Annotated in this window: 16 protein-coding genes; 7 read left to right on the top strand and 9 right to left on the bottom strand. The window is 48.4% G+C overall.

Annotation, left to right across the window (positions count from 1 at the left end; translation table 11 throughout):
• Positions 1-59: 59 nt before the first annotated feature.
• On the top strand, positions 60-1,103 hold the full coding sequence (locus P6910_RS01255) for a hypothetical protein (protein ID WP_317144475.1): 1,044 nt from the start codon (positions 60-62) through the stop codon (positions 1,101-1,103).
• Positions 1,104-1,163: 60 nt separating this feature from the next.
• On the opposite strand, the gene P6910_RS01250 is transcribed toward P6910_RS01255, so the two are convergent.
• A complete protein-coding gene (locus tag P6910_RS01250; protein ID WP_317144474.1) occupies positions 1,164-2,471 on the bottom strand; it encodes a hypothetical protein in 1,308 nt (435 codons plus the stop codon).
• A 129-nt stretch (positions 2,472-2,600) separates the two neighbouring features.
• Between P6910_RS01250 and P6910_RS01245 the strand changes: the two genes are divergently transcribed.
• Positions 2,601-2,846: a hypothetical protein gene (locus tag P6910_RS01245; RefSeq protein ID WP_317144473.1), complete on the top strand. Its 246-nt coding sequence runs from the start codon at positions 2,601-2,603 to the stop codon at positions 2,844-2,846.
• 5 nt (positions 2,847-2,851) lie between these two features.
• Here P6910_RS01245 and P6910_RS01240 read toward each other — a convergent pair whose 3' ends face one another.
• The 6 genes from P6910_RS01240 to sigZ all read right to left on the bottom strand — a co-directional run bounded on the left by P6910_RS01240 (position 2,852) and on the right by sigZ (position 9,710).
• A complete protein-coding gene (locus P6910_RS01240) occupies positions 2,852-2,980 on the bottom strand; it encodes a plasmid stabilization protein (RefSeq protein ID WP_317144472.1) in 129 nt (42 codons plus the stop codon).
• A 188-nt stretch (positions 2,981-3,168) separates the two neighbouring features.
• On the bottom strand, positions 3,169-5,193 hold the full coding sequence (locus tag P6910_RS01235; RefSeq protein ID WP_317144471.1) for an ATP-binding protein: 2,025 nt from the start codon (positions 5,191-5,193) through the stop codon (positions 3,169-3,171).
• A 399-nt stretch (positions 5,194-5,592) separates the two neighbouring features.
• The gene (gene ggt / locus P6910_RS01230; RefSeq protein ID WP_317144470.1) at positions 5,593-7,359 is read right to left on the bottom strand and encodes a gamma-glutamyltransferase; all 1,767 of its coding nucleotides are present in this window, start codon (positions 7,357-7,359) and stop codon (positions 5,593-5,595) included.
• Between the two features lie 102 nt (positions 7,360-7,461).
• Complete coding sequence (locus P6910_RS01225; protein WP_317144469.1) at positions 7,462-8,148, bottom strand: class I SAM-dependent methyltransferase; 687 nt, start codon at positions 8,146-8,148, stop codon at positions 7,462-7,464.
• A 130-nt stretch (positions 8,149-8,278) separates the two neighbouring features.
• Positions 8,279-9,040: a glutathione S-transferase family protein gene (locus P6910_RS01220; protein ID WP_317144468.1), complete on the bottom strand. Its 762-nt coding sequence runs from the start codon at positions 9,038-9,040 to the stop codon at positions 8,279-8,281.
• 133 nt (positions 9,041-9,173) lie between these two features.
• Positions 9,174-9,710 (bottom strand): RNA polymerase sigma factor SigZ, encoded by a 537-nt coding sequence (gene sigZ / locus P6910_RS01215; RefSeq protein WP_317144467.1) that lies wholly within the window; start codon positions 9,708-9,710, stop codon positions 9,174-9,176.
• A 250-nt stretch (positions 9,711-9,960) separates the two neighbouring features.
• Here sigZ and P6910_RS01210 point away from each other — a divergent pair, with 250 nt between their 5' ends.
• Positions 9,961-10,167: a hypothetical protein gene (locus tag P6910_RS01210; protein WP_317144466.1), complete on the top strand. Its 207-nt coding sequence runs from the start codon at positions 9,961-9,963 to the stop codon at positions 10,165-10,167.
• Between the two features lie 76 nt (positions 10,168-10,243).
• Here P6910_RS01210 and P6910_RS01205 read toward each other — a convergent pair whose 3' ends face one another.
• Positions 10,244-10,396, bottom strand: a complete 153-nt coding sequence (locus P6910_RS01205; RefSeq protein WP_317144465.1) for a hypothetical protein — start codon at positions 10,394-10,396, stop codon at positions 10,244-10,246.
• Between the two features lie 189 nt (positions 10,397-10,585).
• On the bottom strand, positions 10,586-10,738 hold the full coding sequence (locus P6910_RS01200) for a hypothetical protein (protein WP_317144464.1): 153 nt from the start codon (positions 10,736-10,738) through the stop codon (positions 10,586-10,588).
• Between the two features lie 19 nt (positions 10,739-10,757).
• Between P6910_RS01200 and P6910_RS01195 the strand changes: the two genes are divergently transcribed.
• The 4 genes from P6910_RS01195 to P6910_RS01180 all read left to right on the top strand — a co-directional run bounded on the left by P6910_RS01195 (position 10,758) and on the right by P6910_RS01180 (position 16,474).
• A complete protein-coding gene (locus P6910_RS01195; protein WP_317144463.1) occupies positions 10,758-10,952 on the top strand; it encodes a hypothetical protein in 195 nt (64 codons plus the stop codon).
• Between the two features lie 115 nt (positions 10,953-11,067).
• Positions 11,068-12,726: an F-box/WD repeat-containing protein gene (locus P6910_RS01190; RefSeq protein WP_317144462.1), complete on the top strand. Its 1,659-nt coding sequence runs from the start codon at positions 11,068-11,070 to the stop codon at positions 12,724-12,726.
• A 149-nt stretch (positions 12,727-12,875) separates the two neighbouring features.
• A complete protein-coding gene (locus P6910_RS01185) occupies positions 12,876-14,537 on the top strand; it encodes an F-box/WD repeat-containing protein (protein WP_317144461.1) in 1,662 nt (553 codons plus the stop codon).
• A 149-nt stretch (positions 14,538-14,686) separates the two neighbouring features.
• A complete protein-coding gene (locus P6910_RS01180) occupies positions 14,687-16,474 on the top strand; it encodes an F-box/WD repeat-containing protein (RefSeq protein WP_317144460.1) in 1,788 nt (595 codons plus the stop codon).
• Positions 16,475-16,503 lie beyond the last annotated feature (29 nt).

Genomic DNA, 16,503 nt, shown 5'->3' with positions numbered 1-16,503 from the left:
AGCACGCTTATTACCATGGTTTACACTCTCTCAACGGTAACCCAGGACGTAACAATAAAGTGAAACGCCCACTCTTTGCAGCTCTGCTGTTACTGTCTATCGCCTGCCAGGCGTCAATAAGACACTTTGTCATCGAGCTTGAACAGGATGCAGGTTTTCCAGACAAAAGCTTTTCTATCAAACAGCATGACCTGCATACTTTGCCGAACAACCCTTCAATCATTGCCAGCAATAACGGTCATTCAGACCAGGATTCCCCAACAAATGACACACCCTTCGGACCCGGCATTTTCGGGCTAAAAACGACCATTATTGAGTCGATTTCGTGGCATTTGCTTTACGCCTCCCAGTGGCTGGTTGCTTACGAACTGATCCTGACCAGCCATGACACCCAAAGCTCCAAAACTTATTCACGGCTACCTTTAGAGTCGTTTATCACTGTCGGCTTGCTTTTAAGCAGCTATTGGAACCCCGACTCACCGATGTTCAACCCGATTGGACAACAAGAGTTGAGCCAGGATTATCCGTTTGTGATCAACACTATGACGCTCAGCTCCGGAGATAACCAACAACAAGGCCAACTATCGGAATCATCGACCCGGCAAGCCTCAGTAACAACCACAGGGTTCAGAGGCACTATCACCAGCCACCAGCATTCTGACTCTGACGGCGGTGACGAAGTCCCTGAACACCACCAACATACCCTGGGTTTAAATTGTTTCGCAGATAACTGTAATGGCGTTTGTAAATTCCGACAATCAGGCGCAAGACCGAAACAAAGCTCAAGGCCCAATGAAGACTTCGATCGACAGAGCCCTCTCGTGCAACACATCTGTAAATTAACAGTGTTCGGGGAGGGTGGTCGGCAGCGAGCATGCGGGCAAATCTGCCAGAGTAATACAGCCCTGAAGGATCACAAAAGAAGAAACCACAGGCAACACACCTGTTACGTAACAGTGGCCATTTGCAATGGTCGACGGTGGCCATGCGGACTTGGCTTCAGGACTGCTCGGGGCCTGAGATGGCATAAAAGAATACATCAAAGGCGCAGGCCCGATAATCCGAACAACAATAATGGCGCCACAACAAAGCATGGAGGCTGATCGAGAATAGACTGCCGCTCACTCTTGAGACTGTCGCAAAAGTGCGGCGCTGGTATGGGGTTAAAAACGCCACCGGAGGTCTGCCGGTAGCCTTATATCTCTCCATCTGCGATGGAATCCCTGATGGTGTCTGCCTATGTGACGAAGCAGCCCTTCTTCACTCTCGAAGATCCTCCCGCATAGTTGCTGCGTCATTCGATTTAAGCGACCCTCGTTAACATTCACGTATACGACCACATCACAGAATACTGAGCCGGGAACCTGATGGCTTCTGTTGGGATCCGACCATCTAATGTCCATTTCGTCGTCATGGTATCTACTGTTGTGATCCTCCTGCTGTGGTAAATGAAGAACTTGCCCGCATAATTGCTGCTCACCATCTCCCCCGACCACTACCACATCACAGAACAGTGGCGCAGTGTGGTATCGCATTTTGTGTTCTGACAGCCTCTCCCTATTGCTGCAGCTCATCCCGCAGGGCGCCCGCTCACCATTCCACGTTTCCATCTGCACATCACAGACAAATCGCCCGGTGGGATCAGGATCTCCAGCGGTAGATCTACTGGCTGCCCCTGGCCTCGCCAGGATGTCAGGTCTCAGTTGTTCTTGCCGGAGGAGTTCCTCGTATGCAATTTCTGGGAGAGAATAAGACCTTGTTCCGAATGTTGCCATTGTGGGGTGGTTGGGTGATCGGAGTTTGCAAATACCGTGACAGGAACCAAAGTGACAATTGTAACCGAAAGTATGCTGTTGTGATTCAGGGTTTCTGTCATCGCCGTCAGAGCCACCAGGCGGGGAGCCGCTGGCATAACCTGTAATCCGGGTGCTGGTTGCCCCACCTGTGGCTTGCTGACCGGATGATGTTGATGGTGGGTTTTGTTGGTCATTTTTTTGTTGGCCATTCCCGGGAAGCATCATGGTGATGATTGCAAACCGGTCATCCTGACTGGCTTCCAGTTGATCCATTGCGATAAGCAGTGATGGATCGGAGTTCCAATAGTTTTTCAAAAGCCAGCCAAGAGCAACAAACGCACCTGCAGGTAACCATGAAAGGGGTTTGCCGCTCAGAGGGGTGTCATGAATGGACAAGATCGGTTCGTAAGTCGCCAGCAGATGAGTGGCGTAAATCAATGGCCACGAAATGGACTCAATATCTAACCCCGCATAGCCGTTTGTGTCGACCATGTCTGTCGAGGTATACGACAGAGTATTAAAGTCACATTTTACAGAAAAGCCCTGGATCGGAGAACCTGCATCGTCCTGTTGAAAATCGACAACAAAATGTCTTGTCGACGACTCAGCCTGACAGACGACAGATAACAACACCGGCAGTAAAAACAATGCCGCAAAGATTGAGTTGTTCATCATTCAATCGGTTTGCTTTGACTTGTAGGGAGTAAGGGTAGATTGAGAAAGTGATAGATCAAGAAAATAAGCGTTTTCTGAGCTTAATTGGTAGTTTTATCGAATGAGTGTAAAACCTCGTGCTTTGAGAGCGTGTCGCAAAACTCTGGTTCCCGTGCTTTCAGGCCATGTGGGTCCCGGCTTGGGAACGAGTTGACTCCCGTCATTCCCGGCATCATTCTCGTCATTTCCGGCTTTATTCTCGTCATTCCCGCGAAGGCGGGAATCCACACTGACTCACCACCAGAACCGTACTACCCGGTGCCCCCCCTGGCCTTGTCATCCCCGAGAAGGCAGATATCCATCGTTGGCGCTGGATTCCCGCCTTCGCGGGAATGACGACCTCAGAGCATTGGAACGAGTTGTAACTTCACCGGTTCCGCTGGTGTCTTATCCCAACAAGACTCCAGCGCATCAACCTCCTCGTCCGTCAGGCCGATGTCTCGCCCGGCATTGACCAGGGCATCACCCATCAACAGCCGATCCTCAGGTTAAAGAACCTCTTTGAGAATGTCCCGAACCTGGCAACCAGGCTCCGGTTATTTCGCTTAGCCCTCACGACCGTGGTCAGCGCCACCTTCAAGGCCTTTGTCCGTTATCACAATGCCGTGCAGGCCACTGATCAGTTCCCGCACTTTGACGGAATAGAAAAGGCGCAAGGTTAAGTGGATGGCAGGCCCAGTTTGTCGAAGAATGCTTTGTTCCTTTCCTTCACCGACTGTACCAGCCGGTTATAAGAAATAACTTCGATAAAGGCACCGTAACTTTTACTGTATCCAAAATACCCCATGTGGTCATGGGTTGGCGTGAGGTCGAAGATTCGGCAACGCTGCACAACTGATGGCGTTAAATCACAGATGACGTAGCAAAAGCCTGGTATATCCCGTGAATTGGGTATCAGCCTGCCACCCGCCGTTTTCGCCTGACCTTCACGAATACGATCCAGATAGCTCAAAGCCTGCTCGATAGGATCTTTATCTTCTCCCTCTCTGGCATCGTTTCGCATGGGCCGTTTGATCTCGACCACAGTAATGGATGCCAGCGGCAAGGCTTTTTTATCGGACACCAGAATAGGATTATTACAGACATTTAATGCACACAGGTCTGGCTCTTTTCCAGAAATGTCACCGGTAACAGGCATGGAACTCAAAGGCTTGTCCGAGGCCAGATAGTCATGAAACGCGAGTCGTTCATCAATCAGCCAGAGATTACAGGCATCAAACGGCGTCTGCGTAGAATCCATACGCATTGGCATAATCAACTGATGAATTAAATCCTCACGAGCGTACTTGTCGTCATCCAACCGCTCAATATACTTTTCCAGCAAATCGATGATTGTCCGGCGGTGAGTCACGTAGTTGGCCAGGTCTGACTGTTTGAAGTCCTGTGCTTTTCTCAGGTAGTCACTCAGTCGGCTCTGGTAATCTTCCAGATTGCTTTCTAGCGCTGGATTCATAATTTCATGCCCTTCTTCCATCAGGCTTTTTTCGGCCTCGTAGTAGTGCCTGTGGAGAAGGGACTCAAGCTCCTTGTCCGATATTCTGGGGTCAACCACAAGTTCACGCTCATCCATATGGCTCATAATTGAACGGTACCTTGGCGCTTTCTGAGCAACGAAGGTATTCACCCGCTCCTTGCCTGCTTTCATGTTCTCGTGGAGGTAATCGGAAAGGTATTCTCTGGTTTTCTCTACGACCACTTCACGGATTTCGCTGAGGGAAATCTCCTGGTCACTGATAAGATCTTCAATCGTTTCAGCGATATTAAATGCCGTTCTCTCGGAACGGACATGCTCATCAAGATAGTCTGAGGTGACATAGCAGGCGTAAGTAAACTCACCCGCATCATCGGATAGAGTGCCAAAGAGCCCGGGTACCTTTTTGCCAATGGACTCTTCTTTAACAACACGGTTAGCCGCACAAAGGAACATGGAGTGGTTTTTGTTCACTCCAACCCGAAACTTAATGTGAGTCAGCTCAAAAACATAGCCCTTCAGACTGACTTGTTGTGCCGTTGCTGCAGAGTGCATGCAGCGATCATAAATATTACTGAGAGAAATGTTTTTGGTACCATCCTTTACAACAATGTTTGGCGTTGCCGGGCTTCTGACGTAATACCACAGGCAATGTTCCAGCAGAGCCTCGGCAATACTCAACGGGGTTTTACGACAACTCGCATAATACTCTTTGTCAAGCCCGTCCAGTTTCAGCACCGTGCGTACTTCCTGGTCATGAACCGCCACCGGCGACTCTGTCTGAACACCCCGCCGGGATGAAAAAGAGAAGTTTCGCTGGTAAAGCTTTCCTTCTTGACAGAAAACGCTTTCCACTTCGGCGATGTCGAAGGCTTTCAACCACATCAAACGCCCGATGCCGCGGCAACCCTTACCGACCTTGTGATCTGAGTCCAGCGTTTCAAAGGACTCCATGTTGGCTGCGTTAAATCCAACTCCATTGTCGGTGATGGTAAAACCTTTGATGATTTCTTTTTCAGCCCCCTTTCCGGGGTGCATCTGTTGCTGAGGGTTACGAATAATCTCAAGAGTAATCTGACCTTCGGCCAACCCATCTGTTTCTTCAAGAGCCTGAATCGAGTTGACCACTGCTTCAAAAACCGGCAGCAGACCATGAGTTTTCGGCAGATTGGTATTACGTAATCTTCCGGCAAGGTTTGTATGAAGGCTCATTGGCACTCCCTTGGAAACAGCCCGCATTGTTGTTTCTCACTGATTGAAGATCGTATCAAACAAAGCGATTTTTCGCTCAATGAGAAAAAGATGGACAGTAAAATAAAAAACTCTTCTGCACCCATTGTTTGAGAAAGCAGTATAGACAGAGTTGCTGGAATGACTGTTAGAAAACATCTGAAAATGTCAGACAGGTAAGTACCTAACCAGTTGGTTTCGCATCTCGCCAGAATATGGGAAACCAACTGGCCAGGTACTTATCACTATTATATAAGTGGTGTAATTTGCTGGAGTCTGTGACACTCCCCGCCTTGTCGAGGGCGTCACAAAACCCTGTTAATTTTGGAAAAAGAATACAAGATTGATCCAAAAAAGTACCTGGTTGACTGAATAGCGCATTCAAATCCCCATCGCTACTCCCTCACGACGGGGGTCAGCGCCGCCTTCAAGGCCTTTGTCCGTGATCACAATGCCGTGCAGGCCACTGTTCAGATCCCGCACCTTGACGGAATAGCCGAGCTTTTCCAGTGCCGACTTCAGACGCTCTGCTTCGGTATTCTGCTCCAACTCATAAACACCAAAAGGGTTCAGCTTATGAGGCAGAGCAATGGCTTCCTGAATGTCCATTCCCCAGTCAATATGAGCGACCAGGGTTTTGGCAACATAGCTGATGATACGACTTCCGCCGGGTGAACCAAGCACCATATAAGGCTGTCCCTTTTTATCCATAACCATGGTGGGTGCCATAGAAGACCTTGGTCTTTTACCAGGCTCAACACGGTTGGCTATGGGCGTACCATTGTCATGGCTGGAAAAAGAGAAGTCCGTCATCTCATTGTTCAGCAGGAAACCGCCCACCATTAGACGGGAGCCAAAACCATTCTCAATAGTCGTCGTCATGGATAGCGCATTACCCTCGGCATCGACAATGGAAATATGGCTGGTAGAAGGCAGTTCAATAGACTGATCATCCGCCTGAAGCGAAGCATGCTGCCAGACGGGTTTGCCTGCTTTAACGGTCTTTAGAGCCTGATCAGACTGCAGCTGTCTGGCTCTGTTTGCCAGATATTGGCTGTCCAGAAGCCCCTGAACAGGTACGGGAACATAGTCACTGTCGGCCAGATAACGGGCCCTGTCGGCAAAAGCCAGCCTTGATGCACCGGCAAACAGACGCCAGGACTCCGGATTATCCGCCCCCAGGCTGGCCAGATCATAAGATTGCAGAATGCCCAGGATCTGTCCCACCGTGGTTGCGCCTGAGCTGGGAGGCCCCATGCCACAGACAGAGTATTGGCGATAGGCCGAACACACCGGCGTTCGCTCTTTTACCTGATAGTTTCTCAGGTCCTTCTTTGAAAGCACTCCGGGATTCCCCTCGGCCTCTTTGACGGTTTTGACAATCCTTTCCGCCAACTTCCCTTCATAGAAGGCTTTTGGGCCATCTCTGGCAATCAGCCTCAGTGTCCTGGCAAACTCAGGATTTTTCAGAACAGCGCCTGCCTGAAGCGGCTGTCCTTTTTCATCAAAGAAGTATTCACGGGTACCCGAATAACGGCTGAGTCTTTTTTGATCCATGGTAATCAGGCTGGCCAGCCTGGGAGAAACGATAAAACCTTCCTCAGCCAGTTTAATGGCGGGTTGGAAAAGCTCAGACCATGGACGTTTACCATAACGCTGGTGCATCTCTTCCAGCAGCTTGACGGTACCGGGTGTGCCGACTGAGCGTCCCCCCACTACAGCATCGTAGAATTGCAACGGCTTGCCATTGCTGTCCAGAAACAAGGTCGGTGTCGCCTCTACAGGGGCTGTTTCCCGGCCATCCAGAGTGATCAGACGGTTCTTTTTGGCATCGAAGTAAAGGCTGAAGGCTCCCCCGCCAATTCCGGAGGACTGGGGTTCAACCAGATTCAGTACCAACTGAACAGCAATCGCAGCATCCGCCGCCGAACCGCCTCTTCTGAGGACTTCGTCACCTGCCTGCACAGCCAAAGGGTTGGCTGCTACCACCATGTGTTTGCTGGCTTTTACCAGACTCTTTTGTTCAAATCCTGTCGCTGCTTCAGGCGCCAGATCATCACTCAGATTCACGACCTCTGCCTGCACCTTTATGCAAGCAGCCAACAGACTGGCGGTGATAACGCACCGCCTGGACATCCCCCCAGACATAGCAAGACTTCCTTTCAATTAATTTTTATAAGGTCGGACCATGGTTTCAGTCTTGGCTCAAATGTGCAATGACTTTTGGAATTGGGCAGTTTAAAAAGGTGCCTACCTGACCTCACACTTAAAAAAGATAAAGTTAGGCGTTGTGGATAACTTCTTATAGCTCTCGGCGCAGACAGACTTCATGCGCTCTGACGGTTTTCCTTCTGACAGGTGAGTGACGCACAGGTCTGCTGCAGCCAGACTCTCAAACCACTCCGTCAGTGAACGACGATAGAAGCTTACTTCAACAGGATGACCTACTGTATCCCACTCTTCCGTGATCAGTTCTTTTTGAAAATAATTGCCTGAAGGTGACACTTCAAAATCCACCATCGGGTGATGGGTAGAAAATATAAATTCGCCCCCCTGTTTCAGCAGGCGTTTAACATCACCGAACAGTAAACCGACGTCTTCAATGTAATGCACCGTCAGAGGACAGATAATGACATCATAGGTGGCCTCTTTTTCTGCTGGTAGCCCACGGGAAAGATCCTGTGTATAAGTTCTGACGTTGTCACCCAATTTCTCTTTGACAATCTCAACCATTTCCCGTGAGGCATCAATCGCAGTCACAGTTGCCCCCTGGTTGATCAGGTACTCTGCGTAGAGACCCGGCCCACACCCCAGATCAAGAACACTTTTTCCAGCGAGTTCAGGCAACATAGCGAATAAGGATGGACGCTCCAGATGGCCATTGTAGATATTATCGGTAATGGCTTTTTCATAGTCCCTGGCGAACTTTTCGTACATTTCGCTCATCCTGATACTCTCTCTGATGCTTATTTTCTGTGTCCAGGAGTGTATCAGGAACGGCTATTCCCACTATTCGAACAAACACCAATGCTTGCTGCTCAAACAGGAGATCTTGCAGACCCGATGCTTAACATCCGCAGCCACTGGCGAAATCCTTACAAGCCATAACTTCCGTCTTGCAGCAGTCAGCTTCTACACAGCACTCTTCCGGATTAAAGGCGTTGCACTCTCCTCCCTGTTCACAGCGGCCCAGAAGGGTTTCCTCAGAGAGATAAAAGCCTGTGAACTTTTCAACAAAGTCTTTGGAGACACTCTTTTCGGCCAGCCCGGTGGCCAGCAGACTTTTTTGCCAGGCTTTGGTTTTAGGATAAAAAGCCAGGAAGTCATAACCCCTGTTCTCCTGAATGATATGGGCACGATGCAATACGGGCAGCCAGGCCAAATCGACCATGCCCAGTGAATCACTGTTAAAGAATGGGTGCGCAGCCAATACCTTCTCCACTTTGGCAAAGGCGCTGGCCAGCTTCTTAGTGCGCTCGATCAGAGTCTGAGCATTCTGACTTCTCTGGGCAGAACACTGAACCAGATACTGTTTACTGCCCAGGTAGCTCCAGGCACGATCCAGTGCTTTCTGCTCTGCGCTCAAGCCGGGCTGCAATGGGGGATAAGCTTCTTCCAGGTATTCGGCGATGGCATCCGATTCAAACAAAGCTGTGCCATTCTCAGTGACCATGACAGGCACCTGGCCGTTTGGTGAAATATCCAGAAACCACCGGGGCTTTTCGCTCAGGTTGATGTACTCGATTTCATAAGGAATACTTTTGGCTTCCAGCATTCCAATAATGCGTTGCACAAATGGGCAGATTTTAAAGCTGATAACTTTCAGCATGGTCGATACCTCGATTCAGCGATGACCGGTCAGACCGGCCTGTTAGTGTCGCCTATAAAGACGCGAGGTATGGAAAAAGGACGCAAAAAATGTTTTTTTATCTTAAGCTTGCTTTCTTCGCTGATGGTTGTTCTCAGCAATTTCTACAACCGGATTTTTTAGGCCGATAGTCCGTAACACCGCCCCGGCCCACTTCAATATCACAGCAGGCAATAAAACTTTCTTTCAGCTGAACCCGACCACGCTGAATACGGCTCTTGGCACCGGACAGGGATAGACCCAGGGCTTTTGCCACCTGCTTTTGGCTCATGCCCTCCAGCTCTGACATCTGCAGAGGAATCCGGTACTTCTCGGGTAGCTCATCCATAAAAGGCACCAGGCAGCGGGCCAGCTCCTGATGAGCCCTCTCTGCTTCATCTTCTTCCCCGGCAGCAAGACTGTCTGGCAACTCGTCCCGGGGCTTCTGCTGGCGGTAGTAATCCATGACAGCATTTTGTGCAATCCGGTAGAGCCAGCCTCCTATTCTGTCTTCAGACTTGAGTGTCTGAATATGGGTATGCGCTTTGAGATAGACATTCTGCAAAATGTCATCCACAGCCGATGGTTCGCTCACTTCACGGGCTATATAACGTTGCAGCCGGGCTTTATGCTCCTGCCAGTGATTTTGCATAACAGTCTGCGCCTGTTGAAAGGGTTGGAATTGAAATAGGTGAAGATCCTTACCGGATCGAAGCCCATGATGGCAAAGAAGTTTACGGGGAAGATCGGTATATCACCATTGGTATCGATAAAGAGTTGGATACACTTTATGTATGTTAAACAATGAGAAGAAATGAAACCTCAACCAGGTTGATCTCGGTGAGGCTTGCTGAAAAGCACGAGCGCCGATTATATGAACGGTATAAATCATGGTGATCGCAATGGGAAAAACAGTCTCTGTAGACTATGTAAAAGGACAAAAACTTGATGTGTACAAAGATAAAAAAGCTCTCGATGAAATGACCGAAGAAGAACTTCATGAGGCTGCGTTGGAAGACCCTGATGCACAGCCTTTGTCCGAAGAACAACTCAAACGCTTTAAGCGGGTCAATCCAAATCTCCCTAAGAAAGAAGCTGGAAATGGGTAAAGAAATTGTTCGGTACTCTATATAAGGCACCCCGTTGCCGTATGAGCCAGTTAATCAAACCCTCAGCACATTCCAATCAGCTCAAGGTAATACCGGCCTGCCAAAAGATATTGTCCATTTTCACTTCGTAGTAGCGGGCGTCTGACTCGGCTTTCAGTTCTTTGGGGCAAGCGTCAAACTCGGCTCTCATGTCGGCCATTTTTTGCTTGAAGTGTGCCTGGTGCTGCAAGATGGCCTCTTGCATGATGAGCACGTCTTTCTTGCTAGCAGCCTGTCGGACTTAAGCGTCCGTAGCGAGGATTGCAAGAAATTGAGGATAAAAATCTCTGTTTCTGAGGAGAATAGCGAGCTATTTGACGAAGAAACAGGGATTTTTAGACCAATTTATTGCAACCGCACGACTGCATGGATGCAGGAGCTAGAGCAACGCAGGAGCAGTTGCCGTGTAGGACAGTCTTAAGTCCGACAGGCTGCTAGGGTTGTAGTCCGGGTCCAGGGAGGCACTGACTTTTGCCGCCAGCTCCTCACTGATACCGATGTTTTTCAGTTCGTTGAACAGCGTTTCCGACACACCCGGCTCCTGTTAACCGATGGAAGAGACACAAGCCTGGACCATGAATGACTTTAACAACAAACCGCCTGGCCAGATTGACCCTCCGGCCAGTGCCGAGGATCAACTGCCGCTCAAAACCCGGATGCGGCAGATTACCGGCAGTGCGACAGGGGTTGGGGCAGATCGGGCAGTAAGGGCAGTCGTTTGTAAGTCGTGCCTTTTATTACTCTGAGCCCAATATTTTTTGAACTTCCACCATAAAGCCGAGTCCAACAGATCTGATCCATTTTAAATGCCCTCCCCAAGCGGGGATAAATACTAACTTTGAAGTTATGGAGCAATCAGGGATGAACCCTACCTACAGCGATTCCGGCATACACAAACCACTCTCGCCAGCACCTGAGCAATCTCAATCGGAGGAGGCACCAACGGGTGTCAGTGCAGGTAGGGACGTTACTCTATATCACAACAATAACTCACCGTTTTTACATTTACCCGAATTAACACAATTAAAAATTATTCGCTGTTTGGGTTTTCGCGATATTACCCGTTTAGCAGAGGTATGCCGATATTTTCACGATCTTGTTCAAGAAAATAACGCTTTGGGAAGAGCATGGAATCGCCGGTTTCCTTCACCCTACCTGTATCAGCTAAAAACCACTATTAAGACAAAAGATGGGCAACAACTCCGTGATTGGTTTAAGCCAATGGCTAATACGGGCACTGTCGAGTCGCTCATTGAACGACGCAAGAATATTTATTTTCCTGTCCAGTTACTTTTCACCAACAGTAAACTGATGTCTCAAAGTAAAGAATTTGAGTTAGTGGAAAAAGCCGTAGTCAGACATGATAATACTATCTACTGTGCCACTTTCAGTCCCGATGGCCAGCATCTGGCAACCGCCAGTCGTGATCAATCAGCGAAAATCTACGCCCTGCAGACCAATGGATCATGGCAAAAAAAGGCCACCATTACCCATAATAATCCTGTTGGATCAGTCGTTTTTAGCCCCGATGGCCGCTATCTGGTCACAGCCGGTTGGGATGGCAAGGCAAAAATCTACGGTCTGGAAGACGATGGATCATGGGAAGAAAAAGCCTGCATTTTCCACGAGAATATGCTCAATTCAGCCAAATTCAGTGCCGATGGCCGCCGTGTGGTGACCGTCAGTTTAAGAGATTCGGTGAAAATCATCCACCGGGAAGACAATGGATCATGGCAGGTAGAGGACACTATTCATATCGAACGGGTCTATTCGGCCAAGCTCAGCTCCAATGGCCGTCACCTGGTAGTTTTCGGTTCTGCGACGGGTGCTGCTGTAGAAGTCTATGGCCAGTCAGCCGCCGGATCATGGGTAGTAACATCCACTATTAATCTCAGGTTTTATATCCGCTCGGGCAACTTGAGTGCCGATAGCTGCCATCTGGCCATCATAACTTACTCTTACACGGCGATAATCTTTGAGCTGCAGGCTGATGGATCATGGAAAAAAATGGGTTCGATTGAACATGATAAGTTGATCACATCTGCCAAATTCAGCCCCGACAGCCTCCATTTGATGACCACCAGTCAGGATGGTACGGCGAAAATCTATAGCCAGAATGCTGGATCATGGGAACAAAAAGCCTGCATTGTCCACCATGGGGTGGTCGAATCGGCATGCTTCAGTGCCGACTGCCAGCATGTCTTGACCATCGGTGCTGATGCCACAGCAAAAATCCATAGCCTGCAAACCGATGGCTCATGGCAACCAAAAGCAAACATTGTCCATCAGGATGAGATCCTCTCAGCTGCCTTCAGTCCCGACGCTTGTCATCTGGTGACGTACAGTAACGATGGTATGGTGAGAATTCTTGGCCACGAGGCCAATGGATCATGGCTGCAAAAAGCCGCCATTCGGAACAGTATACGATTCAGGGCAGCTTGCTTCAGCGCCGATAGTCGGAATGTGGCGGCCATCAGTCTCGACTTGCTGAGAATCACTGAACTATGGAAGAAGGATTGATGATCGTAAGAGCATATTTTTGCTTAGTTCAACTGATCGCAATGTTTTGAACTTCCATTGTAAAACCGAGTCTAAGCGATCGAATCCATTTTAAATATCCTTTCTAAGTGAGCATAAATACTAACTTTGAAGTTACGGAGCAATCAGGGATGAACCCTACCTACAGCGATTCCGGCATACACAAACCACTCTCGCCAGCACCTGAGCAATCTCAACCGGAGGAGGCGCCAACGGGTGTCAGTGCAGGTAGGGACGTTACTCTATATCACAACAATAACTCACCGTTTTTACATTTACCCGAATTAACACAATTAAAGATTATTCGCTGTTTGGGTTTTCGCGATATTACTCGTTTAGCAGAGGTATGCCGATATTTTCGCGATTTTGTTAATGAAACTAACGCTTTGGGAAGAGCATGGAATCGTCGGTTTCCTTCACCCTACCTGTATCAGCTAAAAACCAGTATTAAGACAAAAGATGAGCAACAACTCCGTGATTGGTTTAAGCCAATGGCTAATACGGGCACTGTCGAGTCGCTCATTGAAAGACGCAAGAATATTTATTTTCCTGTCCAGTTACTTTTCACCAACAGTAAACTGATGTCTCAAAGTAAAGAATTTGAGTTAGTGGAAAAAGCCGTAGTCAGACATGATAATACTATCTACTGTGCCAGTTTAAGTCTCGATGGCCAACATCTGGCAACTGCCAGTTATGATAAATCAGCGAAAATCTACGCCCTGGAGACCAATGGATCATGGCAAAAAAAGGCCACCATTACCCATAGTCGTCCTGTTAAATCAGTCGTTTTTAGCCCCGATGGCCGCTATCTGGTCACAGCCAGTTGGGATGGCAAGGCAAAAATCTATGGTCTGGAAGACGATGGATCATGGGAAGAAAAAGCCTGCATTTCCCACGGGGAGATGCTTTGTTCAGCCAAATTCAGTGCCGATGGCCGCCGTGTGGTGACCGTCAGTTTAAATGATTCGGTGAAAATCATCCACCGGGAAAACAATGGATCATGGCAGGTAGAGGACACTATTCTTCATAACGAACAGGTCTATTCGGCCAAGCTCAGCTCCGATGGCCATCACCTGGTAGTTTTCGGTTTTCTGGATAATGTTGTAGAAATCTATGGCCAGTCAGCCGCCGGATCATGGGTAGTAACATCCACTATTAAATCCAGGTTTAATATCCGCACGGGCAACTTGAGTGCCGATAGCTGCCATCTGGTCCTCACAACTTACGCTTACAAGGCGATAATCTTTGACCTGCAGGCTGATGGATCATGGAAAGAAATGGGTTCCATTGAACATGATCACTCGATCAAATCAGCTAACTTCAGCCCCGACAGCCTTCATTTGGCGACCGCCAGTGATGATGGTACGGCGAAAATCTATAGCCAGAATGCTGGATCATGGGAACAAAAAGCCTGCATTGTCCACCATGGGAGGGTCAAATCGGCAAGCTTCAGTGCCGACTGCCAGCATGTCTTGACCATCGGTGCTGATGCCATAGCAAAAATCCATAGCCTGCAAACCGATGGCTCATGGCAACCAAAAGCCAACATTGTCCATCAGGATAAGATCCTCTCAGCTGCCTTCAGTCCCGACGCTTGTCATCTGGTGACGTACAGTGACGATGGTACGGTGAGAATTCTTGGCCAGCAGGCCGATGGATCATGGCTGCAAAAAACTGCCGTTCATAACAGTATACGATTCAGGGCAGCCTGCTTCAGCGCCGATAGCCGAAATGTGGCGGCCATCGGTCACGAATACTCGCTGAGAATCACTGAACTATGGAAGAAGGATTGATGATCGGATGAGCTTATTTTTACTTAGTTCAACTGACCACAATGTTTTGAACTTCCATTGTAAAACCAAATCCAACGGATCGAATCCATTTTAAATGACCTTTTTAACTGAGCACAAATACTGACTTTGGAGCTATTAAGGAATCGGGCATGAACCCTGTTAAAAGCAGTTCGAGTACTGGCGGATCACTCTTGCCAACATCTGAACAACCACAACTGAAGAAAGCACCAACGGGTGTCAGTGCAGGTAGGGAAGTTACTCTATGTCACAACAATAACTCGCCATTCTTCGATTTGCCGACATTAATACAATTTAAAATTATTCGTTGTTTGGGTTTACGAGAGGTTACCCGTTTCGCAAAGGTATGCCGATATTTTCGCGATCTTGTTAAACAAGATAAAGCTCTGGAAAGAGCCTGGTATCGTCGTTTTCCTTCGGCGCACCTGCATCAACTAAGAACCACCCTTAAGACAAAAGATGAGCAACAACTCCGTGATTGGTTGGAGCCGTTTGCTAATACGGGCACTATCGAGCCCCTCATTGAACAACGAAAGAATACTTATTTTCCTGTTCAGTTACTTTTCACCAACAGTAAACTGATGTCTCTATGTAGAGAATTTGAGTTAGTGGAAAAACTCGAAATTACCCATAGTGATAATATCTACCATGCCACTTTCAGCTCCGATGGCCAACATCTGGTAACTGCCAGTGAGGATAAAACAGCGAAAATCTACGGTAAGGAGGACGATGGCTCATGGAAACCAAAAGGCATCATTTCCCATAATGGTTTGTTCTACATCGCCACATTCAGCCCCGATAGCCGCAATCTGGTGCTCGCCAGTCGCGCCAAGGGGGAAATCTATAGCAGGGAGGACAATGGATCATGGAAACCAAAAGCCACCATTTCCGATAATGGTCGGGTCCTCTTTGCTAGATTCACTGCTGATGGGCGCCAAATGTTGACCGCCAGCACCGATAAAACGCTGAGAATCTATGGCCTGGAGACTGATGGGTCATGGCAAGAAAAATACACTAATTACCATAATGGTTCGATCAGTTTTGCCCAGTTAAGCGACGACGGACGTCATTTATCGATCCTCAGGGCATCTGGCATTGTCACAATCTATGGTCAGAAGGATAATGGATCGTGGAAAGCAGAAGCCACCATGATTCATAACGGTAAGGGCATTTTGCCCAGATTCAGTCCCAATTACCGTTATGTAATGATCGGTGGTAAAGACAATACTGTGGAAATCTATGGTCAGGAAGCCAATGGGTCATGGGAAATAAATACCACCATACCCCATGATGTTCCTGTCGAATCAGCTGTTTTCAGTGACGATGGCCGCCATCTGGAAACCAGGGGTGTCCTTAGGAAGCTTAAAATATTTGACCTACAGGACGATGGTTCATGGAAAGAAACAGTCGCGATTTTTAATACGGGTGTCTTCTCAACCAGATTCAGCGCCAATGGCCGCCGCCTGCTGACCATCTCTATAAATAAAACGATGAAAATCTATGGCCTTGAGCTCCCCGGATCATGGGTAGAAGAAGCCATCCTTTCTCACAAAAGCGACATCATCTCAGCCGACTTCAGTGCCGATGGCCTCCGTTTGCTGACCACCAACGAGAATAAAAAGGCAAGAATCTATGGCCGGAAGGCTGACGGATCATGGGAAAAACAAACCACTATTGTCCATAAAGATTACGTCTGGTCAGCCAACTTTAGTGCCGATGGTTGCCTTGTAGTGACCGCCAGTAGCGATAAAACGGCGAAAGTTTATGGCCTGTGGACCGATGGTTCATGGGTAGAAAAAGCCACCATACGACACGAGCGTTGTGACCGATCAGCCACCTTCAGCGCCGATAGCCGACATGTGTTGACTGTCAGCGTAGATAACAAGGTGAGAATCACTGAACTTCGGAAGAAAGATTGATGATCGAATGAGCGTATTTTTGCAGTGGA

The organism is Endozoicomonas sp. 8E (assembly GCF_032883915.1).
In the GTDB taxonomy this organism is placed as follows: Bacteria; Pseudomonadota; Gammaproteobacteria; order Pseudomonadales; family Endozoicomonadaceae; genus Endozoicomonas_A.
This window is presented reverse-complemented; position numbering and strand designations above follow the sequence as displayed.